This window comes from Ruegeria sp. BC7, assembly GCF_056539165.1.
On the sequence record NZ_JBQFUL010000005.1, the window covers coordinates 108,503 to 130,536 of the forward strand.

Sequence of the window (22,034 nt, forward strand, 5' to 3'; positions counted from 1 at the left end):
GATTGACCTCGCCCTATCACTGACACGCAAGAATATGTGACGGGGCGAGGCATGAGCAATTCAATACTGGTATCAGACCTGACAGAAGAAGAAGCCCAAAGAGAACTGGCGCGGCTGGCTGATCTGATTCTGCGTGCCAACACGCAGTATCATGCAGAAGACTCTCCGGAAATTTCTGACGCGGAATACGATGAGCTAAAGCGGCGCAATACGGAAATCGAGAGCCTTTTCCCGCACCTCAAAAGACCTGACAGCCCATCTGACCGAGTTGGCGCCCAACCTGCGGACGGATTTTCCAAGGTTACCCACGCTGTTCGTATGATGTCATTGGGCAATGCGTTCAGTGACGAGGACGTAGCTGACTTTGAACGCTCCATCCGAAAGTATCTTGGTCTTTCCGAAAGTTCGGAATTGTCGTTTACGGCCGAACCAAAGATTGACGGCCTTTCGCTTTCTCTCAGATACGAAAACGGAACGCTTGTGCAGGCCGCAACCAGAGGGGACGGTGAAGTCGGTGAAAACGTCACCGCCAACGCGCGCACTATTTCGGATATCCCACAAGTCATACAGAATGCGCCTGAAATTCTAGAAGTCAGGGGCGAAGTCTATATGTCGCATGAAGACTTTGAACGGTTGAACGCGCGCCAGGAACAACAGGGTGACAAACCGTTTGCCAATCCGCGCAACGCTGCAGCCGGATCCTTGAGGCAACTGGATTCATCGATAACCCGCTCAAGACCGCTCAGGTTTTTTGCCTATGCCTGGGGTGAGTTATCAGAGCCGTTGGCCGACACGCAAATGGGCGCAATCGATCGTTTGGCTGCGTATGGGTTTGTGACCAACCCGCTGACCGCCGTGTGCCGCACCACTGATCAAATATTGAAGCACTACCAGAGTATTGAGGCGCAGCGCGCAACACTTGGCTATGACATTGACGGGGTTGTCTACAAAGTAAACGACCTATCCCTGCAAGCCCGTCTTGGGTTCAGGTCCACAACGCCCCGATGGGCAATCGCCCATAAATTCCCGGCCGAACTCGCGTGGACCCGGCTTGAAGCGATAGATATTCAGGTTGGTCGCACCGGAGCGTTGAGCCCCGTCGCACGGCTTCATCCGGTGACCGTTGGCGGGGTTGTCGTCTCGAACGCGACGCTTCACAACGAAGACTATATCGCCGGGCGTGACGCTAAGGGTGGAACCATCCGCGACGGAAAGGATTTTCGGATCGGGGATTGGGTTCAGGTATACCGCGCCGGTGATGTGATCCCGAAGCTGGCGGATGTCGACATCTCGAAACGCCCGACCGAAGCGCAACCATATGAGTTTCCCACCTCGTGCCCCGAGTGTCATAGCGACGCGGTACGAGAGGAAGGTGATGCCGTCAGACGCTGTACTGGCGGGATAATCTGCCCGGCTCAGGCGATTGAAAGGCTGAAACATTTTGTGTCTCGCAAGGCGTTCGACATTGAAGGGCTTGGCGCGAAACAGATCGAAATGTTCTACGATGACCCTGACCTTCCTGTTAGAACCCCGGTCGATATCTTCACCTTGCAGGCTCGCGACGCGGCAAATTTGAACAAGCTCGCCAACCGAAAAGGCTGGGGGTCGCAAAGTGCCGGGAACCTTTGGGCCGCGATCGACGAGAAACGCGCAATTCCTCTGGGTCGCCTTCTTTTTGCGCTGGGTATCCGTCACATGGGTGAAGCTGCGTCTAACCTGATTGCGAACCATTATGGCGCGTGGGAGGAATTTGAACGCGCTGTAACTGCTTCTGCTCAGTTTGAAGGGGCCGAATGGGAAGACCTGTTGGCTATAGATGGCATAGGTGAAATCATGGCGCGCGCACTGGTTTCCGCTTTTGCCCAGGATGCGGAACGCGACAGCATCGACGCGCTGGTGGCGCAGTTGGACATTCAGGACGCAATTCGGCCCGACACCTCCAGCAGCCCGGTGGCAGGCAAGACCGTCGTATTTACTGGCACGCTAGAGAAAATGACCAGGGCTGAGGCCAAGGCGCGGGCCGAATCGCTGGGGGCAAAGGTGTCCGGGTCGGTCAGCAAGAAAACGGATCTTTTGGTCGCCGGTCCCGGAGCTGGATCCAAAGCTAAAAAAGCTGCTGAACTCGGTATCGAGACGTTGGACGAAGACGGCTGGCTGGCCTTGATCGGCACGTTATGACCGGGCGGCCTGAAATACTTTTTCCGCTGTTCGCCCGTCTTGAAACACTCGACGGCGTTGGGCCCAAGACTGCTCAAGCCTTGGTGCAGGCCGGGATCGAAACCCCACGCGACGTTCTGTTTGGCTTACCCTACGCGGTCATTGACCGCCGCCGACGCGATACCATCCAAGGCGCAGATTTGCCGACAACGTTGACGGTTGAGGTAACGGTGGGCGTGCATCGCGCACCCCGCAACAAGGGAGGAGCTTACAGGGTTCATGTCGAGGATTCTCAGGCAGACTTCCAACTGGTCTTTTTTCATGCGCGCGGTGACTACCTTAAGAAAGTCCTTCCTGAAGGTTCGCGTAGAGTCATTTCCGGCAAGTTAGAGCTGTTCGACGGAATGGCTCAGATGGTTCACCCGGACCACATCCTGCCGGTTGAAAACGCGCGGGAAATCCCGGAATTCGAGCCCGTATATCATTTGACCCAAGGTCTTACGCAAAAAACTGCGTTCAAAGCGGCCCGGAGCGCACTGGCCCGAGCCCCCGATCTGGCCGAATGGATCGACCCCGCTCAGGTCGCCAAACAGAATTGGGCTGACTGGGCGACGGCGATCACCTCATCCCACATGCCTCGCGGGGCGGACGACGTCGCAAGCCATGCACCCGCACGCGAACGGCTTGCTTATGATGAGTTCTTTGCTCATCAGGTGACGCTAGCGCTTGCACGGCAACGCGAACGCAAGGCGAGGGGCGTTGTGAGCGTGGCCTCGGGAGTGCTGCAATCCAAAGTATTGACCAGCTTGCCGTACAAACCGACCAAGGCACAGATGCGAGCAATTGATCAAATCGCTGCGGATATGGCGTCAGATGCCCGGATGAACCGTTTGTTGCAAGGGGATGTTGGGGCTGGAAAGACACTGGTGGCCTTCATGTCATTGCTGGTCGCGGTTGAGGCTGGAGGTCAGGGTGTCATGATGGCTCCGACCGAAATACTTGCGCGGCAACATTTGGAAGGTCTGCGGCCACTGGCTGAAGATGCTGGAATCGTTCTGGAAATTCTGACAGGCCGCGACAAAGGGGCCGAGCGTCGCAGCAAGTTGCAAGCCTTGAGAAATGGCGACATTCACATTCTGGTAGGCACCCATGCAGTGTTTCAAAGCGACGTTGAATTCAATGATTTGCGGCTGGTCATAGTCGATGAACAGCATCGGTTCGGCGTCAAGCAACGGTTGGAGCTTTCGGAAAAAGGGCAGGGCGCCGACGTTCTTGTCATGACCGCGACCCCGATCCCGCGAAGTTTGGCGCTTGCGCAATATGGCGATATGGATGTGTCGGTGCTGGATGAAAAACCACCCGGTCGCAAGCCAATCAAAACCGCGGTCGTCAGTACCGAGCGTATGGACGAGGTTTTTACTCATCTACGCCGCGCTATCGCGGACGGTCGTCAGTGTTATTGGGTGTGCCCTTTGGTTGACGAATCCGAGGTTTCGGACCTCACCGCCGCGGAGGAACGGTTCAAACGTCTGCGCGCGGTGTTGGGCGAGGGCGTGGTTGGCCTTGTGCATGGGCAAATGCCGCCGTCAGACAAAGACGCAGCAATGGAGGCATTTCAGAAAGGGCAAACCAAGGTACTGGTTGCGACCACTGTCATTGAAGTCGGGGTGAACGTCCCCAACGCAACGATTATGGTGATCGAGCGGGCCGAGATATTCGGACTTGCACAACTGCATCAATTACGCGGCCGAGTGGGGCGCGGCGAAGCTGACTCTACTTGTCTGCTGATGTATCAGCCACTGCTGAGCGAAAACGGGCGGAAAAGGTTAGAAGTTCTACGTGAGACCGAAGATGGGTTCAAAATTTCCGAAACAGACCTGCAAATGCGTGGGGCCGGCGACTTGATCGGGACCGCTCAATCAGGGCTGCCGAAATTTCGGATCGCAGATATGGAAACACAGGCCGGATTGATGGCAACGGCGCAAACCGACGCGAGGGCTCTGCTTGCTAAAGACCCCCAACTTAGCTCGGAAAGAGGACAAGCAGTTCGTGTTCTACTCTGGCTGATGAAACAGGATCAGGCAATCCGTTTAATATCAGTTGGTTAGGAATTATGTTCACGAATGTTCTCAAAAAGTTCTTTACCGACTCGGGAAAATATGAGAACAAAAGGTCAACAAAGGATTAAAACCCTGACCGGAGGTGACAAATGCTGACCCAGATAAAGACCGCCATCGCTCGCTCGCAATCGACTCTGTTGCAGGACGCGATTGGTGCAGTTTCCTTGGCGGTCATGCTGATGGTTGCCCTGCACCTGCCCGGAACGTTCTGACCCTTTTCTGCCTGCGATCTCGCGCCGATCAAACCGCGCTGTCATCCCCATCTCAGTCAAGGGTGACCTGCCTGTCCTAATTCCCTTGAAGGGGCCATGCCTCGGCCCCGCGCGGATATCCGGACCCCACGTGAGAAACGCAATGCCTGCCGCCGCCCTTTCCGCCCGAAAGGAGCGGCGGTTTTTTTACAATTGGCCGGTTTTCATGATTTCTAGCATCGCTGAAAGCACGGAATTCACAGCGACCGAAGCGAGGATCATCCCCATCACACGGCTTATGATGGCGGCACCTGAGTGACCGATGAGGCGAATAATGGGCTCTGCCAGCAACATCAGCACGAATGCAATCGCGACGACTGAGATCATAACCAAAGCCGTTATTCCCTGATCAACGACACTGTATCGGTTGTTATCCGTCAAAATCACAATAGCCAGCATCGCGCCGGGCGAGGCAAGTGACGGCACCGCAAGAGGAAAAATGGCCGGATTGTGCTGGTGCATCGTGTCCTTGATGTCTTCCTCGGCCTCACGTTGTTCTATGTCCTGCTTGCTTTCGCCAAAGATCATTGTCAGCGCGAAAAGGAACAGAATGATCCCGCCCGCGACCTGAAAGGAATTGAGACCGATATCCAGCGCCTCGATCAAAAGTTGTCCAAAAACGAGGAAAAACAGCAATATGCCGGCACTAATGACGGCGGCCAACAGTGCCATCTTTCGACGCGCGGCCGCTTCCAGACCAGCGGTCACAGCTATGAAAACCGGAATGGTTCCAATGGGGTCAATAACAACCCACAGCGTTACGAAATGTTCCAATAGGTTGTTCAAAATAACGGCTCCCCCTTAATTCCCAGGAGGTTAGACCGGATCGTCAAAAAAAACTATGGTCAGGCGCAGTTTGCCTGCTCAGCCTGCTCCATCGCCTCGGCAGTCGCGTCCAAGGCCAACAGAATCGACGCGTGCCGGTTCTTGTAATCGCGTGCAGGCATCAGAACCTCAAGCCCGTCAAAAGGGGCGTCGGGGGCAGGACCATCTTTCTTGAGCATCAGGGATAACTGGTCGCGCGCTGTTTCAATCTGCGCGCGGGTCGCACCGATGACGGCAGCCCCAACAACAGCCGCCGAAGCCTGGCCCAACGCACAGGCTTTCACGTCCTGACCAAATTCCGAGACCCGGCCATCGCGAATTTTCACGTCGACGGTCACGGTAGATCCGCATAACGGCGAGCGCTTTTTCACGGTGGCGTCGGGATTTTCGAGCCGATCCAAATGAGGGATATCAGCCGCCAGCGCCAGAATCCGGCCGGAATATAGCTTGATCAAGTCATTCTCACCAGACATGGCTTTCCCTCGTTGACTGTTCCCCATACATAGTGGGCATCCACCGGGATGCAAAAGGTTTTTATCATGTCAGCTGACGCCACATTCGACCCCTCGACCTTGCAGTTCAACGACGCCGGTCTGATCCCGGCCATCGCTCAGGACGCTACTTCCGGAGAGGTTCTGATGATGGCTTGGATGAATGTCGAAGCCGTTGAAAGAACGCTTGAAACTGGGCGCGTCACATATTGGTCTCGCTCGCGCCAGTCCTTCTGGGTCAAGGGTGAAAGCTCTGGGCATATTCAAGAGTTGGTAGACTTGCGTATAGATTGCGACCGCGATTGTTTGCTGGTTCTGGTCCAACAGACCGGCCCAGCCTGTCACACAAACCGGCGTAGCTGTTTTTATACCGCCGTCCGGGACGGGCAGGAGACCGAGCTGATGTCACCTATGACTTAACCCGACCAAAGCCCTGATGTCATCAGGGCTGAGGCCGTCGGCGCGATACTTAGAAATCGCCCTCGCATCATCACGCTTGGCCAACCTTTTCCCGGTGTCATCCCGGATCAATCGATGGTGACGATAAACTGGCGTATGCAACCCAAGTAGAGATTGAAGAAGAACGTGGATGCGGGTCGCTTCAAATAGATCCTGACCGCGTACAACATGGGTCACACCTTGTTCAGCATCATCCAGAACGACGGACAGGTGATAGGACGTACCCATATCGCGCCGGGACAAAACCACATCCCCAATCGTATCGACCAACTCTGACCCAGTGAATTCGATCCAGCCGGATTGACCGCAAGAACCTTCTCCATCCTCTTGAAATTTTGCGGGTTTATCGCCTTTCGCACCTGTGCTTTGAAACAGACTGCTTGCAGAGTTTGCGGCAAGTTCGATATCCAACCTCAAAGGAATGTCCCTTGGCATTGGCCCCGTTCTGCTTGAGGAATTCCGGCATGTGCCGGGATAGATAATACCGTCCGGTCCGTGCAGCGGTGCGCCCTCTTGAGGTGCGCTGGCGGCTGCGGCGATATCCCGACGATTGCAGGAACAGGGATACAGCAAACCTTGTGACCACAACGTTTCAAGCGCTTGCGTATACTCAGAAAGCCGCGACGATTGCCGCAATACCGGGGTGGGCCAATCCAGCCCAAGCCAACGCAGATCATCGAAAATCTGCTCTTCCCAATGCGGTCGTGAGCGCGCTTGGTCAATGTCCTCAATCCGAAGAAGGAACACGCCATTCTCCGCCCGCGCCATGTCGCTTGCCAATAGTGCGGAATACGCATGTCCCAGATGAAGTGGGCCCGTCGGAGAGGGCGCAAACCTAGTAATAAATGTCACGTTTTTTCAACAATATAGACGTCAGACTTCAAGTCCATACCGGGCAGATGAGGGCCATATTCGCGGAACAACAAACGCGCAGCCCCCATATCCAGCCAATCGTTCAACCTACAGGTATAAGCCTGATCCTCCAGTGTGTGATCATTGAAGGAAAACGCCAGCAATCCACCCTTTGGCAGTGCATTCATCAGCAGATCGAAAGTCTCGGGTGGCGCGGCCCCAACACTGATGACTCCGATCGCCGCAATCGCTTGGTATGCGCCCTGTTCAAGTGGGTTTGGATCGTCCAAATCAAAAGTCGACAGGTGCCTGTAGACACCCTTGGTCGCGGCCCCCTCAAGCATTTTGGGTGAGGGGTCGATTCCGTCCAGAATGCGAAATCCCGCTGCGTGCAGGGATTCCCCCGACAGGCCTGTTCCGCACCCATAGTCCAAAACCGGAGTCTTCGGCTCTGGCATTTTTGACCAGAGCGCCTGGGCCACGCGCCCGGGCGTCGCGTAGCCATGAGCTGCGACCTCGGCATCATACGTACCCGCCCATTTCTGATAGTGCGCGCGTGTGGCTTCAGGGGTGTCCAACCCGTAAGCGTCCTTGAGGTACTTGTCGCTCATGAGCGCATGTTAGGCCGACGATGCACACATCGTCCAGTCAGCAATGCGCAAGCCAGTTCGACCACTCGGCCTTGGCCCGATCCGTGTAGGCTTTGTAGCGGTCTTTTCGTCCGCGACGGCCACCTTTCAGCCCTTCGACCGGGCGAAACAAGCCGAAATTCACGTTCATGGGCTGGAAGGTCTTTGCCTCTGCACCGCCGGTAATGTGGTGTATCAATGCGCCCATAGCGCTGTCTTGCGGTACGTCTGGAAGTACCTGCCCAAGGATTTCTGCTGCAGCCAAGCGCCCGGCGAGCAAGCCCATTGCTGCGCTTTCGACATATCCCTCGACACCGGTTATTTGACCGGCAAAGCGGATATTCGGCTTGGACTTCAACCGCATCTGCGAATCCAGCAACGTAGGAGAGTTAATGAATGTGTTCCGGTGTATCCCCCCCAGTCGCGCGAAACTGGCGTTTTCCAAGCCCGGGATTATGCGAAACACTTCTGTTTGCGCGCCGTATTTCATCTTGGTCTGAAATCCCACGATGTTGAAAAGCGTTCCAAGCGCATTGTCTCGCCGCAACTGAACAACAGCATAGGGTTTTACATCCGGCTGGTGCGGATTTGTCAGGCCCACGGGCTTCATCGGTCCGTGTCGCAGAGTTTCGCGCCCACGCTCTGACATCACTTCGATCGGCAGGCAGCCGTCAAAATAGCCTGCGGTTTCACCCTCGTGAAACTCGGTCTTGTCCGCAGCCAGCAACGCATCAATGAACGCCTCGTACTGATCACGATCCATCGGACAGTTCAGATAGGCGGTGCGTTCTTCTTCGGTTTCGCCTTTGTCATACCGCGACTGCATCCATGCTTTGCTCATGTCTATGCTGTCGGCATAAACAATGGGGGCAATCGCGTCGAAGAAAGCCAGTGACTCGGCGCCAGTTTCAGCACCGATGGAAGCCCCGAGAGAGGTCGAGGTCAAAGGACCGGTTGCAACGATCCATTTGCCGTCATCGGGCAGGGTGGTGACCTCTTCTGCTGTGACCTCAACGCGGGGATGGGCGTGTAGCTTCGCAGTAACGGCTTCGGCAAACGGGTCTCGGTCAACGGCCAGTGCGCCACCGGCGGGAAGGCGATGGGCGTCGGCGGTGCTCATGATCAGGCCATCTGCCGCGCGCATTTCCCAATGCAGCAAACCAACAGCGTTCTGTTCATCATCGTCAGAACGAAATGAATTAGAGCACACCATCTCGGCCAGATTTCCTGTTTGGTGCGCAAATGTGCCAACTTTGGGCCTCATTTCGTGGATCACCACGTCGACGCCCATTTCCGCTGCTTGCCAGGCCGCCTCGGACCCGGCCATGCCGCCGCCTATGATATGCAATTTCTGTGTCATGCGCTGCCACATAGGGCAGAGTGCGCAGCAACGCAAACGACTGTTGGCTAAAACTTCACTTTGGAGGGGGAGTTTTGGGGTCGCCGCTGCGGGAATGTCAACGCCGGTGAGAGAAACCAGCTTGGAGGGACCTTCCGCCTACAGCGACCCAAAAGTGTATCCAAGGCCGCAGCCTTGTCTCAGCTTTGACACAGTGTCGCCCTTTTGAAAAGTCCCAAAATGCGAACATTGGCAAAAAAGCCAATACAAATACGTTATTGTTCCCAGTTGGGTGGTCTTTTTTCGATAAAGGCGCTGATGCCTTCTTCGGTGTCGCGATGCAGCATGTTCTGGGCCATAACTTCACCTGTAAAGGCATAGGCTTCCTCTATCGGCATATCCAGTTGCCGATAGAATGCCTGCTTTCCGATCTTCACGGCCGAGCTGAGTTTGGTCGCCAGTTGATCCGCCAGCGCCTGCGTTTCATGGTCCAATAACATCTCGGGCACCACCCGATTGACCAGCCCCAACTCGGCTGCCCGTTCTGCCGAGATAAAATCGCCAGTAGTCAACATTTCAAACGCGCGTTTGCGGGGAATATTCCGACTAAGCGCAACCATCGGCGTCGAGCAGAACAATCCTATGTTCACCCCGTTTACCCCGAACCGCGTCCCTTCTGCCGCGACGGCAAGGTCGCACGTGGCCACCAGCTGACACCCCGCCGCAGTCGCGATGCCATGGACCTGAGCAATCACAGGTTGCGGCAAAGACTGGATGGACAGCATCATCTTGGTGCATCTGGCGAACAAATCCTGAAAATATGCCTTGCCGCCATCCTCGCTCTGGCGGCCGGCGGTCATCTGCTTGAGATCATGGCCGGCGCAAAATCCTTTTCCCGCTCCAGATAGGATCACAGCGCGAATTTTTTTGTCGTCGCGTAGCGCGTCAAGTTCCGCCTGAAGCGCGGCCAGCATCTCGTCGCTGAGGGCGTTCAGGCGGTCCGGCGCATTCATTTTGATTTTGGCAACTGCGCCGGTGTCGCTACGTTCCAGAATTCCCATCTTGCCCTCCGTTCCGATGTGAGGCCAACTCTAGGTCGGCAATTCGAGGAGGGGAAGTATGTCGTTGGTTTTGAACCGCGAAGAACTGACAGAGTACTTGGGGATGGTGTTTCCACAGGTTCACGAGGACTTTGTCGTTGAAAGCGTGACAGAAGATACGATCGTTATGCGTCTGGTTGTTGAAGACAGACACCTTAGGCCGGGCGGAACTGTCGCGGGACCTTCGATGTTCGGGCTGGCAGATGTGTGCGTTTACGCGCTCATACTGGCGCGGAAGGGGCGGCTTTCCCTCGCCGTAACGACAGGCTGTTCGATGGATTTCATGCGAAAGCCAGATGGGAACAAGGACGTGATTGCCCATTGCCGGTTGCTGAAACTCGGCAAGACGTTGGCGGTTGGCGATGTCTTGATGTACTCGGAGGGAAAGGACGAACCCGTCGCACGGGCAACGATGACCTATTCCTTGCCGCCCGAGGGATCAGCGGCTGCGAAATTCGGTTAAAAAATGGCCGGGAGAACCCGGCCAAGGAAGATGTCCCGAATGGGACTGGGGAAATCTTATCCGTGCCAGAAGGGACGGTTCGCTTCGCGGTTAGCCTGATGCCGGGTCAGCCCGACGTCACGCAGCATGCGGTCGTCCAGCTTTGACAAATTGACCCTACTGCGGCGTTGACGCTCCCATTTAGTGACAGTCGCCGCAAACCGCAGGGCCAGCACAGCGATCAGCGGCAGCCGGGGGCTGTCGTTCAGCAGTATGAGGGCGGGGGTGTGCATTGCGCGTGTCATCTTGGGTATCCTTTCAAATTGTATTGACACAAACGTAACATGTTCGGTACGATTGATTGATACATTCCACATTGTGTCAAAATCAAAGGAAGAATTGTAATGGATACAATTTGGCCAGAGGCTCTGCCCAAATCAAAGGGGCCAAAATACACTCTGGTGGCCGACACAATCAGAAAAGCCATTGATAACAAAATGCTGGAAGTTGGCGCAAAGCTTCCTCCGGTACGGGAGCTTGCGTACAGGCTGCAAATCACGCCAGGTACAGTAGCCCGAGCCTATACGATTCTGACCGATGAAGGGTTGCTACAGGCCGAAGTGGGGCGTGGTACATTCGTTGCCGCCCCCAAGTCCCCCTTGTTGGACGATGTTTGGGCGCGGCAACTGCATTTGCGAGACGACAAATACAACGCCAATGTCAGCCTGTTCAGCCCGAGACTGGCGGACGTGGGGCAGGTGGCATTAATCCGAGAGTGCATGCAAAAAGTAGCGCAGTCTGATCCTGGCCTGTTCATGAACTACCCAACCCGCGACGCGTATCTACCGACCAGACAAGCCGTTGTGGAATGGCTTTCAGACCTTCCACTTGGCGCATTGACCCAAGAGGACATCGTGCTGACTCATGGCGGTCAGAATGGATTGTGCCTGGTGTTTCAGACAATCCTACGCGGACCAAAACCAGCCGTTCTGGTTGAAGACCTGTCTTATGCCGGTTTCCGTCGGGCAGGGGAACTCATGCGGGCCGAGGTCATAGGCGTGAAAATGGATAAATGGGGGATCGAGCCGAACTCGATGGAGCAGGTATTGCGGCACACTCCAGCCCAGGCAGTTTGCGTGTCTCCGGAAGTTCAAAACCCGACCGGATCGCACACTCCGTTGGAAAGACGCAAAGAAATTGTCGAAATTGCACGGCGCTTTGACGTTCAGATCATTGAAGACGACTGCTATCGGATGGGAGATGCGCGTGAGCCGAGCTATCGTGCCCTTGCGCCGGAAAGAGGGTGGCACGTGTCGTCGATCTCAAAGGTCTTGACCCCGGCGTTGCGAGTTGGATTTGCCATTGCACCACGCGAGCGTAGCGTGGATTTACGACGATCTGCCGAATACGGGTATTTCGGACTGGCCCAACCTCTGGCGGAATTAACCCGGTTGATGTTGTCTGACCCACGAACCCGCCAGATTGCCAGAGATGTCCGGGTTCGCATGGGTGACTACGTCCGAATTGCAGTGAATGCCCTTGGTGGGTTTGACCTGAACTGGGCACCGGACGTTCCTTTTGTCTGGCTGAACCTTCCATCCGGCTGGCGCGCGGCCGCGTTCAGCAGGGCCGCAGAAAGAGAGGGCATACAACTACGGTCAGCCGATGAGTTTGCCTTGCGTGATGGCAGGGCACCCAACGCCGTGCGCATTGCTATGAACGGGCATGTGTCACTGGAACGGTTTGAAGACGCCATGCATCAATTAAGACGGCTGCTTGACAATCCACCCGAGCAAATAAGCGTCTAGGCGTGGGGTAAAATAATACCTATTTATTAACTCATTGTTTTTGAATTATAAAAAAGACCAAAGCGTTGTTGACCTGCACGCCCACCCAATCTAAATACGCTCCATCGAATTCGGGCCGCTCTGTCTTGGGGCGGTCTTTCACATCAAACAGGACTATCCTGCCATGAAAACCTTTTCTGCAACACCTGCAGACATCGACAAGAAATGGATCCTGATCGACGCCGAGGGCGTTGTTCTGGGCCGTCTTGCCTCGATCGTCGCCATGCGTCTGCGTGGCAAGCACAAAGCGTCGTTCACCCCGAACATGGACATGGGCGACAATGTCATCGTGATCAACGCTGACAAAATCCAGATGACCGGCAAGAAGCGTGAAGAAAACTTCTACTGGCACACGGGTCACCCGGGCGGCATCAAGTCGCGCACCAAGCAGCAGATCCTCGAGGGTGCACACCCCGAGCGCGTCGTGACCCAAGCGGTCAAGCGCATGCTGCCGGGCAACCGTCTGGCACGTCAGCAGATGACCAACCTGCGCGTTTACGCCGGTGCCGAGCATCCCCACGAGGCGCAAGCGCCCGAAGTTCTGGACGTAAAGTCCATGAACAAGAAAAACACCCGGAGCTAATGACCGATGGCTGATCAGATCAATACTCTCGAAGAGCTGAGCGCCGTTGCAGGCGTTGAAACCGTGGCTGAAGAAGTCATCGCGCGTGAACCCGTGCGTGACGAGCTGGGTCGCTCCTACGCCACCGGCAAGCGTAAAGACGCTGTTGCCCGCGTTTGGATCAAGCCGGGTTCCGGCAAGGTCACCGTGAACGGCAAGGATCAGGACAAGTATTTTGCACGTCCCGTTCTGCAGCTGATCCTGCGCCAGCCGTTCCAGGTTGCCGGTGTAGAAGGTGAGTTCGACGTTGTTGCAACCGTCAAAGGCGGTGGCCTGACCGGTCAGGCCGGTGCGGTCAAGCACGGCATCTCGAAAGCGCTGCAACTCTATGATCCGTCGCTGCGTGGCGCTCTGAAAGCCGCTGGCTTCCTGACCCGCGACAGCCGCGTTGTGGAACGTAAGAAATACGGTAAGCGCAAAGCGCGTCGTTCGTTCCAGTTCTCGAAGCGTTAATCGCTACGGACACCGAATTTGGAAAGGGCTCGCATCCGCGAGCCCTTTTTTTGTTGTTCGGGTTATTCTTCGTGGACTTTCTTCCACGCCCCATTTTCAACAACGCTGACGTAGACGGTATCTGCGCCCTGATGGTCATCAGGACCATAGGTTATCTCATTCCCCACCAGTTCATCGGTGTAGTTCAAAGACTCCATCGCTGCGATAAAGCTGTCATGCGTTAGATCGGGACCGGCTGCCTCAAGCGCTTTGACCATCATATCGGCCGCAGCATATCCAAGCATAGAAAAGCCCACAGGGTCTTCGCCGGTTGCCGCTTTATATTCTTCGATGAATGCGGCGGGAACGGGATCATCCGCACGAGCCCAAAGATCCTGCCACGAAGCTGCGGCATAAAACCCATCAGTCACGCCGCCCGGCACCTGAGCGACCACGGTCAGGAAACTGGCCGAAGTTCCGAGGAACTTCATATCCTCAAGGCCCATTTTCTTGGCTGTTCCTACGACCGTGATCGCCTGACGCACACCAAGAGCCATCGTGACAATGTCGCAGCCTTCCTCTTTCAGCTTGCTGAGCGAGCCAACAAAATCGGTTTCATCAGGTTTATGCGTCGTTTCGGCCGCGAACGCGATCCCAGCTTCTTCGGCGCCCGCCTTGCTGCCTTCCAGGATCTCCTCACCGAAATCCGTCGGCAGATACATCGTGCACACCTTTTGCGAGCCGAACTGCTCTGCCAGGTACTTCACCCCGATGCGGCTTTGATCGAAATAGGTCGAAAAGGACGTAAACTTGTTCCTCATCGGTTCTTGCAGCATTTGCCGCGCGGCGGTCAGGGGGGCGACATTGGGAATACCCTTTGGGTCCAGCAGCTTGAAACCCGCCAGATTCATCGGGGTTCCCAGCGACTGCAGCATTGCAAAAACCTTGTCGCGGTTCAGTAGCTTGTTATAGCCCTGCATCGCCCTCGGCATCTGATAGCCGTTATCCTCAACCACAAAGCGGATCGTTCGACCGTGCACGCCGCCTTCAGCATTCACGCGGTCGAACACGACATTTGCTCCCTTGGTGGCAGGAACTCCGACGGCGGCGAAGATTCCGCTCAGGTCGTTGACCGAGCCTATGACGATCTCGTCATCCGTGACGCCTTGCGTCTGGGCGCTGGCAAGTGTCGCCGAAGCCGTCAAAGCGGTGGCTGTGGCCAGCCGTTTGATCAGTTTCCTCATATTTCTCCTCCCTTTGGGTAATCCCTTATCTATTTGTACATGTCTTCAATAAGATGTCCGTGTTTCTTTTCGACAAAGCTGCGCTTAAGTTTCATGGTCGCGGTAAGCTCATCGTCATCCGCAGTGAGCAAGACGTCGATCAGGCGGAAGTCCTTGATTTGCTCGACGCGCGCGAACTCTTTGTTCACGGCCGCGACTTCGGACGCGATCTGATCCTTGACCTCGGTCGCAGCACACAGGGACGCGAAATTGGAAAAAGGAATTTTCCGATCCTGCGCGAATTTCTCAACGTTTTCCTGATCTATCATAATCAGGGCCGTCAGGTATTTCCTTTTGTCCCCGATCACGACTGCGTCCGAGATATAGTGGCTGAACTTCAATCTGCTTTCGATTTCCGCCGGAGTAATGTTCTTGCCGCCCGCGGTAATGATGATGTCCTTCAGGCGTCCGGTTATGGTGACATAACCTTCGTCGTCGATCCGCCCCATGTCACCGGTCCGCAACCAACCATCCGCTGTGAACGTCTCGGCCGTTTTTGCATTATTGCGCCAATATCCCTGAAAGATGTTCAGACCCTTGATCTGAATTTCACCATCGTCCGCGATACGAACGTCATTGCTTGGGACGGCCTTTCCGATCGTACCTAACTTGTTGTTCTGAAGCGTGTTCAGCGTTGCCAAACCAGAGGTCTCAGTCATTCCGAAGCCTTCGACCAACGGCACGCCGATAGCCCAATACCACTTGAGCAGTTCGGTCGAAATCGGAGCCGCGCCGCTTCCGCCCCGGCGCATTTTGTCCATCCCCAGCATCCGCCGCAAATTGCGCAGCACCAAGCGATCCCATAACCAGAAATTGGCAGCTACTCCGGCGGGCACAGGTTTACCCGCAAGAATGTACTCTGCCCTCGAAAGTCCGGCTTTCAACGCCAATCCGAAAGCGGCGCGGCCAATCGGGGTTGCGTCCTGAGCCATGATCAGAACCTGCGAATATATTTTTTCCCATACACGCGGCACAGCGGTAAAAGTAGTGGGCGAGACTTCCTGCAGGTTTGCAAAAACTGTTTCAGGGCTTTCCGCAAAGTTAACGACGCATTTCGCGGCCAGCGGGAAGTAGACCGACACATCGCGCTCGAGAATATGGCAGAGGGGCAAGAAGCATAGTTGTTCGTCTGTTTCCAGTGTCGGCAGGGAATGCGCGCCACATTCGATGGCGGCCAGAATGTTTTCGTGGCTCAGCATCGCGCCCTTTGGCATCCCAGTCGTGCCCGAGGTGTAAACCAGCAGCGCCGTGTCTTGCGGCGAAGACAACGCAATCTCGTCCTCGAAACTGTCAGGCGCATCCTTTTCCGCCTGCTGGCCGATCGCGTAAAGGTCGTCGATCATCATGCATCTCGCATGATCAAGGTCGTGCAGACCTTCGTCTTCAAGGATGATGACATTCAGAACACTGGGTATTTCGCCTTCGATCTCAAAAAACTTGTCCAGTTGTTCTTCGTTCTCGACCACCAGAAAGCGGCTATCGCTGTCATTGACCAAGTACTTCAGTTGACTGGCTGAATCAGTGGTATAGACGCCCGAAGCAATACCTCCGACGCATTGGATGCCCATATCGAACCAGGCCCATTCCTTGCGGTCTTCGGACAGGATCGAGACGACCTCGCCACGTTGAAGACCCAGCTTGCGCAGGGCGAGGCCGATCCATTTCGCGTGCTGCCAGTAATCGGTCCATGAATACGACTTCCAGATTCCGAAATCCTTTTCGCGATGCGCAGTACGATCACCCAAAGCCGCGCAACGCTTCTGAAAAAGCTGGCTGATTGTCACGCACTCATCCACCAAAACGGGCCGTTGTCCGGGGGTCGCGTTGAACTGAATGCCGTTGATCTTGGTCTGAGGGGGCAGGGTGCTGATGTTCATCTGACTCACCTCCACGTTTTTCTGCGTTTCCAGCGGCGGTTTTCTCGCGCGCCTTCCTCCTGAACGCCCAGATAGAAATTCTGGATGTCTTCGGACTTCATCAACTCGTCCGCGTCCCCATCCATGACGATGCGTCCAACCTCCATCACATAGCCATGATGGGCCAGTTCCAGCGCAGCATTGGCGTTTTGCTCGACCAGCATCATGGTCATGTCCTGCTCGTCGTTCAGGCGTTTCAAGATCCCGAAAATCTCTTGTACCAGCAAAGGCGACAGGCCCAGCGAGGGTTCGTCCAGCAGCATGATCTTTGGGTTCGCCATCAACCCGCGCCCGATGGCCAGCATCTGTTGCTGCCCGCCGGACAGGGTCCCGGCCTCTTGGCTGCGACGCTCTTTCAGGATCGGAAAGTATGAGAATACAAGGTCGCGGTCATGATCGATCTGCCCCTTGTCGGTCGAGGTGTAGGCGCCGAGGGTGAGGTTTTCATCAACCGTCAGCAGAGGGAACACTTCACGCCCTTCGGGAACATGAACGATACCTTTTTGAACCACTTTGTGCGGCTCAGAGCCTTGGATTTCCTCGTCCTCAAACGTGATCTTGCCCTTTTCCGGGTCCATCACACCTGAGACCGTCTTCATCAGCGTGGTCTTTCCCGCGCCGTTAGCTCCGAGGATTGAAACGATCTGCCCCGGATGCACGTCCAGCGAAACACCCCGGATGGCCATGATCGGGCCATAGAAACTTTCGACATTGCGGATGGTCAGGATAGGCGCGCTCATGAGGCCTTCCCCAGATACGCTTCGACAACAGCCGGATGGGATTGCACCTGAGAGGGCGTCCCAAGCGCCAGCATTGCTCCGTCTGCCATTGCCAAAACCCGATCGGACACCCCTGAGACCAGCCCCATGTCATGCTCGACCATCAAGACGGTAATCCCCATCTGCCGCCGGATGTCGTCGATCCACCAGCGCATGTCCGTCGTTTCCTCGACCGACAGGCCCGAGGCCGGTTCGTCCAGCAACAGCAGTTTGGGGTCTGTGGCCAGTGCGCGGGCGACCTCGACCACTTTGCGCACACCATATGGCAGGCCCGATATCATCTTGTCGCGATAGGCTTGCAGGTCAAGGAAGTCGATAATTTCTTCGACCTTCTCGCGGTTTTCGATTTCCTGCCGCCGAGCCGAGGGCAGGAACAACACCTCGGAAAGCACGTTTGTTTTGCGGTGCCGATGCCGCCCCACCAACAGATTCTGCAGAACGGTGGCGTGCTCAAACAGTTCAATATTCTGAAACGTCCGCGCCACCCCATAGGCAGCCACGCCCGAGGGTTTGACCTGCAGCAGATCGTGGCCGTCGAAGCGGATTGACCCGGTAAAAGGGTCGTAAAACCGCGAGATGAGGTTGAACACCGTCGACTTACCCGCACCATTGGGGCCGACGATGGCAAAGACCTCGCCTTCTTCGACCGAAAAGGACAGGTCATTCACCGCCGTCAGACCGCCGAACTTCAGGGTGACATTCTGGAACTCAAGCAAGCTCATCTCAGGCGCTCCGTCTTGAGGTAGGACTTCTGACGTTTGAACATGTCCTTGCGGTAGAACGGAAACAGCTCGAACCACGTGCGGATCTTCAGCCAGCGGCCATACATGCCCATCGGCTCGAACAGGATAAAGGCGATCAAGATCATCCCGAAGATGCCGAATTCCAGCCCCGGTATGGCGACGGTGCTGCCGCCGAACAATGCGCCGACATATTCCTTTGAGATCGACAGGAATTGCGGAAGGAAGCCGATGATAATAGCGCCCAGGAAAGCACCGTGGATCGAGCCCAGTCCACCGATGACGATCATCATCAGCAGTTGGATGGAGATTACAACGCTGAATGTCTCATTGTTGAACGCGCCCGCATACATCCCCATCAACGCACCGGCCCATCCCGTGACAGCGCAGGACAAGGCAAACGAAATCATCTTGGTGCGCGCAATATCAACACCCATCGCCTGCGCCGAAACCTCGGAGTCTCGCACGGCTATAAAGCTGCGCCCAAGCGGTGCACGCAGCAGATTGATATAGCCCAGCGTCACCAACACGGCCACGGCAAGAACCAGCCAAAAGAACTGTACCGGCGTACCCCAGCGGTCTACCAACACGCCGAAAATCTCGACCCCACCCAGATACTTGCCAGCAACGCCACCGGTGATCGGTTCGGCCAGAACAATGAGGTCGTCCATCAGGATCGAAAGCGCCATTGTGAAGATTGCCAGATAGATACCGTGTAGACGAAGGGCAGGGACAGCGACCGTGACCCCGGCAATTCCGGTCAGAACACCGGCCAGAGGGAATGCGATCAGAAATGGAACTCCGGCTTCGATCAGCGTGACATTGGCATAGCACCCAAAGGCCAGAAACGCGGCGTGTCCCAGACTGACCTGCCCGGTGTGCCCCGTCAGGATCATCAGACCCAAACCGGCGATGGCCCAGATCAGGACATTCGTCAGCTCACCCAGATAGAAATCGTCCAGCCACCAAGGAGACGCGGCTACAACGGCTAGCAAAACGAGATAGAGACCAAGCTGATAGCTATCCTTCCAGGGACGGATATCCTGCATGTAGTCAGTTTTGAAAATGATCCTCATATGCTTAGACCTTTTTGATCCGAACCTGACTGAATAGCCCGTTCGGGCGAAAGATCAGCACGGCCAGCAACAGAGCATAGGGCGCGATCTGGCTGTAACCCGCAGCGATATAGCGACTGGCGAAAGGCTCGATCACACCAACGATCAATCCTCCGGCCAATGCTCCTGGAAGGCTACCAAATCCTCCGATAACTGCTGCCGCAAATGCCTTGATCCCCATAAGCCCGGTCGTTGGGTCGACCGACCCCTTGGCCGCGAACAAGATACCAGCGATCCCGGCCACTACGCCTGCAAGCCCCCAGATAAAGCCCTGCACGCGCTTCACCGGGATACCCATGTAATATGCCGCCAACTGGTTCTGGGATGCACCCTGCATCGCCAATCCCAGCTTGGTGCGACTGAAAAATACGTACATCCCCCAGGTCAGCAGAACGGTAACGACAATGACGGCCACGTCTTCCATCCCCAGCACAAGCCCGCCAAAGCGGACCTCTTTACCGGCAAGAGGGTTTTGCAGGGTTTGCGGCTCATGACCCCAGATCAATCCAGCCACAAAACGGATCACGAAGCCCAAAGCAATAGTCAGGATGACAACGGCAGTCTGGCTTTCTCCGAACAGGCGCCGGATGATCAGACGGTCCAGCAAATACCCCAAGACACCCATGATCCCCAATGAGATCGGCAGAGCCATCCAAAACGGCAGCCCCATATACTCGGTGTTCGTAAGCCCGATGGTCACAAACGCGCCAAGCATCATGAAATCACCTTGGGCGAAATTCACTGCTTCGGTCGCCTTGTAGATCAGAACAAAGCCAAGCGCGATCAGGCCGTAAACACAGCCATTCGCCAGCCCGCTGATTAACAGCTGAGCGTTATCCAAGTTCACCTCCCATTGCCGGTTTGCCCGGCGTTTTTAACGCCCCGAACCTCCTCCTTTGTTCGGGGCTTGGTTCTACTATGGCGTGATTATCACCTTTCCGTCACTCTTTTTCAGTGCTCCGGCCAAACCTGATACTACGGTCTTCAAAGCAAGCCTTTCGGAAACGTCGGTTTTCCAGCGACCGTCGGCGAACCGGGCTTGGACCTCACCAACAACGCGCATCTGGTCGGCGGGCGGGGTCGACGTCATCCATTTCGTCAGCCAGAACCCTTCGATCTTTTTGTCCATAAAGATCAACTGACCTGTCTGTGTCAGCTTGGGCAGCTCGGGGCTGAGCTTACCGTAGCACACCCAACGCGCGCCGTTGGGCATCGCACAAAATACCTGCTCCGAAATCTGATCGGCCACTGCGTCAAGGAACACTCGCGGTTTCAACGCGGTACTGAGCGCCGAGAACTTCTGCATGAAATCGGGATCTGACGTCACCAAAACCTCATGCGCACCCAATTCCTTCAAATTCTCGACAGCATCGGCACGACGCACCAGCGCGATCGGTTTAAGACCAAGATCGCGCCCCAAACTGCACATCAGCTTTCCAAGCTGGCTTGTTGCTGCAGAAACGATAAAGGCATCGCCTGCGTTTCTGGCGATATCAACCATCGCCATCGCAGTCATCGGGTTCACGATCTGGGCTGACCCATCCTCGTCCGTGATCTCTGAGCGCAGCGGAATACACATTAGCGCCTGCGTCACGACATATTCGGCCCAAGCCCCGGAACCAGCAGCGACAAAGGCGACACGCTGGCCCTGCAGCGCTTCGGCACCTTTCCCGGCAGCCACAACGTCACCGCAGCCCTCGAACCCCGCAGGTGCACCCTTGACCCGAGGCTGACCGTACTCACCCTTGATAAAATGGATATCCGACGGGTTCACCGAAGACGCGCGCAATTTGATCAACACCTGTCCCGGACCGGGCGACGGCACAGGGATCTCTGCTTCGGCAAGCCAATCGGCCGCGTTGTTGATAAATGGACCCGTCGCAGCATCAGAATAACCATCCTGCGTTTGAATAACGGCGAACATGTTAGAGGGCAGAGAGGTCATAGGTGTTCCTATCAGTCGGTTGGCGCCAGCGCGAAAAAATGGCAGGTATAAGCCTGTTTCGCACTAAAAAACGCTGCAACGTAGTTGGGTTTTTGCCAGCCAAACAAATGGTTAGCCCAACGTCAACTTGACAGTGACCTGACGTAGCGAGAGCTAACCCAGACCAAAAGAAAAGGGCCGCAGAAAAATCGGCGGCCCCTATCTGTTTACTGTGCGGTCAAAAGTGCCCGCAACTCTTGAAGTTTTTCCACGATGAGGTCCGGCGATGCCTTGATCTCGTCCAGAATGGCGATTGCCTGTGTTTGTAAGTCTTGAGCTAGCGCGCTTTCTTCGATCGAGGCAACCATTGCGTCATAGTCGAAATTCTGAACCGTCAGAGTGCCTTCTTCGATCCAGGAATTCAGCAAATCCTGCCCTTGAGTGGCCAGGGCGGCCACTTCTTCACCAGCTTGATTGGCAAGGTCCGCCGCGGCTTGGCCAGCTTGCTCAGTCGCGTCGGATGCCTGCTCCGCAACCGACTGCACAGCATCGCTGACGGCATCGCCCGCGTCCTTAGCGGCGGACTGCAACTGCTCTGCCGGCGTAGGTTCGGGTTGGTTTAGATAAAAATAAACACCTGCGCCAATAGCGGCGATAGCTGCACCTAACAAGATTGTACGCGACATGGGAATCTCCTTTAAATACGTGGGA

23 protein-coding genes are annotated in these 22,034 nt (G+C 55.7%); 8 read left to right on the plus strand and 15 right to left on the minus strand.

The window, feature by feature from the left end; all coding sequences use genetic code 11:
• The first annotated feature begins 51 nt into the window (after positions 1-51).
• The 3 genes from ligA (at position 52) to ACR0KS_RS14160 (ending at position 4,489) form a co-directional block, all read left to right on the plus strand.
• Positions 52-2,178 carry an NAD-dependent DNA ligase LigA gene (ligA, locus tag ACR0KS_RS14150; RefSeq protein WP_170566669.1) on the plus strand — a complete coding sequence of 709 codons (2,127 nt, stop codon included), beginning with the start codon at positions 52-54 and terminating at the stop codon, positions 2,176-2,178.
• Positions 2,175-4,265 carry an ATP-dependent DNA helicase RecG gene (gene recG, locus ACR0KS_RS14155; protein ID WP_480693250.1) on the plus strand — a complete coding sequence of 697 codons (2,091 nt, stop codon included), beginning with the start codon at positions 2,175-2,177 and terminating at the stop codon, positions 4,263-4,265. Before ligA ends, recG begins: the two co-directional genes overlap by 4 nt.
• A gap of 101 nt (positions 4,266-4,366) precedes the next feature.
• On the plus strand, positions 4,367-4,489 hold the full coding sequence (locus tag ACR0KS_RS14160) for a hypothetical protein (protein WP_480681982.1): 123 nt from the start codon (positions 4,367-4,369) through the stop codon (positions 4,487-4,489).
• Positions 4,490-4,675: 186 nt separating this feature from the next.
• Here ACR0KS_RS14160 and ACR0KS_RS14165 read toward each other — a convergent pair whose 3' ends face one another.
• Together ACR0KS_RS14165 and ACR0KS_RS14170 are read right to left on the minus strand one after the other, a co-directional pair.
• Positions 4,676-5,314 carry a MarC family protein gene (locus ACR0KS_RS14165; RefSeq protein ID WP_170566665.1) on the minus strand — a complete coding sequence of 213 codons (639 nt, stop codon included), beginning with the start codon at positions 5,312-5,314 and terminating at the stop codon, positions 4,676-4,678.
• 59 nt (positions 5,315-5,373) lie between these two features.
• Positions 5,374-5,826 (minus strand): iron-sulfur cluster assembly scaffold protein, encoded by a 453-nt coding sequence (locus tag ACR0KS_RS14170; protein ID WP_170485458.1) that lies wholly within the window; start codon positions 5,824-5,826, stop codon positions 5,374-5,376.
• A 48-nt stretch (positions 5,827-5,874) separates the two neighbouring features.
• Between ACR0KS_RS14170 and hisI the strand changes: the two genes are divergently transcribed.
• Positions 5,875-6,264 (plus strand): phosphoribosyl-AMP cyclohydrolase, encoded by a 390-nt coding sequence (hisI, locus tag ACR0KS_RS14175; RefSeq protein ID WP_170566663.1) that lies wholly within the window; start codon positions 5,875-5,877, stop codon positions 6,262-6,264.
• On the opposite strand, the gene gluQRS is transcribed toward hisI, so the two are convergent.
• From gluQRS to ACR0KS_RS14195, 4 genes are all read right to left on the minus strand, one after another.
• Positions 6,250-7,155 carry a tRNA glutamyl-Q(34) synthetase GluQRS gene (gene gluQRS, locus ACR0KS_RS14180; RefSeq protein ID WP_170566661.1) on the minus strand — a complete coding sequence of 302 codons (906 nt, stop codon included), beginning with the start codon at positions 7,153-7,155 and terminating at the stop codon, positions 6,250-6,252. The genes hisI and gluQRS overlap by 15 nt on opposite strands.
• The gene (locus ACR0KS_RS14185) at positions 7,152-7,766 is read right to left on the minus strand and encodes a methyltransferase domain-containing protein (protein ID WP_170566659.1); all 615 of its coding nucleotides are present in this window, start codon (positions 7,764-7,766) and stop codon (positions 7,152-7,154) included. Before ACR0KS_RS14185 ends, gluQRS begins: the two co-directional genes overlap by 4 nt.
• A gap of 37 nt (positions 7,767-7,803) precedes the next feature.
• Positions 7,804-9,144: a methylenetetrahydrofolate--tRNA-(uracil(54)-C(5))-methyltransferase (FADH(2)-oxidizing) TrmFO gene (gene trmFO, locus ACR0KS_RS14190; protein WP_170566657.1), complete on the minus strand. Its 1,341-nt coding sequence runs from the start codon at positions 9,142-9,144 to the stop codon at positions 7,804-7,806.
• 254 nt (positions 9,145-9,398) lie between these two features.
• A complete protein-coding gene (locus tag ACR0KS_RS14195) occupies positions 9,399-10,184 on the minus strand; it encodes an enoyl-CoA hydratase (RefSeq protein WP_170566655.1) in 786 nt (261 codons plus the stop codon).
• Between the two features lie 58 nt (positions 10,185-10,242).
• Here ACR0KS_RS14195 and ACR0KS_RS14200 point away from each other — a divergent pair, with 58 nt between their 5' ends.
• Positions 10,243-10,686, plus strand: coding sequence for a PaaI family thioesterase (locus ACR0KS_RS14200; RefSeq protein WP_170566653.1), 444 nt, complete (start codon positions 10,243-10,245; stop codon positions 10,684-10,686).
• Positions 10,687-10,742: 56 nt separating this feature from the next.
• On the opposite strand, the gene ACR0KS_RS14205 is transcribed toward ACR0KS_RS14200, so the two are convergent.
• On the minus strand, positions 10,743-10,970 hold the full coding sequence (locus ACR0KS_RS14205; RefSeq protein ID WP_170485451.1) for a YjiS-like domain-containing protein: 228 nt from the start codon (positions 10,968-10,970) through the stop codon (positions 10,743-10,745).
• 99 nt (positions 10,971-11,069) lie between these two features.
• Here ACR0KS_RS14205 and ACR0KS_RS14210 point away from each other — a divergent pair, with 99 nt between their 5' ends.
• The 3 genes from ACR0KS_RS14210 (at position 11,070) to rpsI (ending at position 13,587) form a co-directional block, all read left to right on the plus strand.
• A complete protein-coding gene (locus ACR0KS_RS14210) occupies positions 11,070-12,473 on the plus strand; it encodes an aminotransferase-like domain-containing protein (RefSeq protein WP_170566651.1) in 1,404 nt (467 codons plus the stop codon).
• Positions 12,474-12,636: 163 nt separating this feature from the next.
• The gene (gene rplM, locus ACR0KS_RS14215) at positions 12,637-13,095 is read left to right on the plus strand and encodes a 50S ribosomal protein L13 (RefSeq protein ID WP_039536983.1); all 459 of its coding nucleotides are present in this window, start codon (positions 12,637-12,639) and stop codon (positions 13,093-13,095) included.
• Positions 13,096-13,101: 6 nt separating this feature from the next.
• On the plus strand, positions 13,102-13,587 hold the full coding sequence (gene rpsI / locus ACR0KS_RS14220) for a 30S ribosomal protein S9 (RefSeq protein ID WP_170388395.1): 486 nt from the start codon (positions 13,102-13,104) through the stop codon (positions 13,585-13,587).
• 62 nt (positions 13,588-13,649) lie between these two features.
• On the opposite strand, the gene ACR0KS_RS14225 is transcribed toward rpsI, so the two are convergent.
• The 8 genes from ACR0KS_RS14225 to ACR0KS_RS14260 all read right to left on the minus strand — a co-directional run bounded on the left by ACR0KS_RS14225 (position 13,650) and on the right by ACR0KS_RS14260 (position 22,009).
• Positions 13,650-14,810, minus strand: coding sequence for an ABC transporter substrate-binding protein (locus ACR0KS_RS14225; RefSeq protein ID WP_170566649.1), 1,161 nt, complete (start codon positions 14,808-14,810; stop codon positions 13,650-13,652).
• Between the two features lie 29 nt (positions 14,811-14,839).
• On the minus strand, positions 14,840-16,726 hold the full coding sequence (locus ACR0KS_RS14230; protein ID WP_170566647.1) for an AMP-dependent synthetase/ligase: 1,887 nt from the start codon (positions 16,724-16,726) through the stop codon (positions 14,840-14,842).
• 5 nt (positions 16,727-16,731) lie between these two features.
• Positions 16,732-17,505 (minus strand): ABC transporter ATP-binding protein, encoded by a 774-nt coding sequence (locus ACR0KS_RS14235; RefSeq protein ID WP_170388388.1) that lies wholly within the window; start codon positions 17,503-17,505, stop codon positions 16,732-16,734.
• Positions 17,502-18,266 (minus strand): ABC transporter ATP-binding protein, encoded by a 765-nt coding sequence (locus ACR0KS_RS14240; protein ID WP_170566645.1) that lies wholly within the window; start codon positions 18,264-18,266, stop codon positions 17,502-17,504. The genes ACR0KS_RS14235 and ACR0KS_RS14240 overlap by 4 nt, the downstream gene beginning before the upstream one ends.
• A complete protein-coding gene (locus tag ACR0KS_RS14245) occupies positions 18,263-19,360 on the minus strand; it encodes a branched-chain amino acid ABC transporter permease (protein WP_170566643.1) in 1,098 nt (365 codons plus the stop codon). The genes ACR0KS_RS14240 and ACR0KS_RS14245 overlap by 4 nt, the downstream gene beginning before the upstream one ends.
• Before the next feature lie 4 nt (positions 19,361-19,364).
• Positions 19,365-20,240 (minus strand): branched-chain amino acid ABC transporter permease, encoded by an 876-nt coding sequence (locus ACR0KS_RS14250; protein ID WP_170388382.1) that lies wholly within the window; start codon positions 20,238-20,240, stop codon positions 19,365-19,367.
• A 75-nt stretch (positions 20,241-20,315) separates the two neighbouring features.
• The gene (locus ACR0KS_RS14255) at positions 20,316-21,344 is read right to left on the minus strand and encodes a zinc-binding dehydrogenase (protein ID WP_170566641.1); all 1,029 of its coding nucleotides are present in this window, start codon (positions 21,342-21,344) and stop codon (positions 20,316-20,318) included.
• A 206-nt stretch (positions 21,345-21,550) separates the two neighbouring features.
• Positions 21,551-22,009, minus strand: coding sequence for a hypothetical protein (locus ACR0KS_RS14260; protein WP_170566639.1), 459 nt, complete (start codon positions 22,007-22,009; stop codon positions 21,551-21,553).
• Positions 22,010-22,034 lie beyond the last annotated feature (25 nt).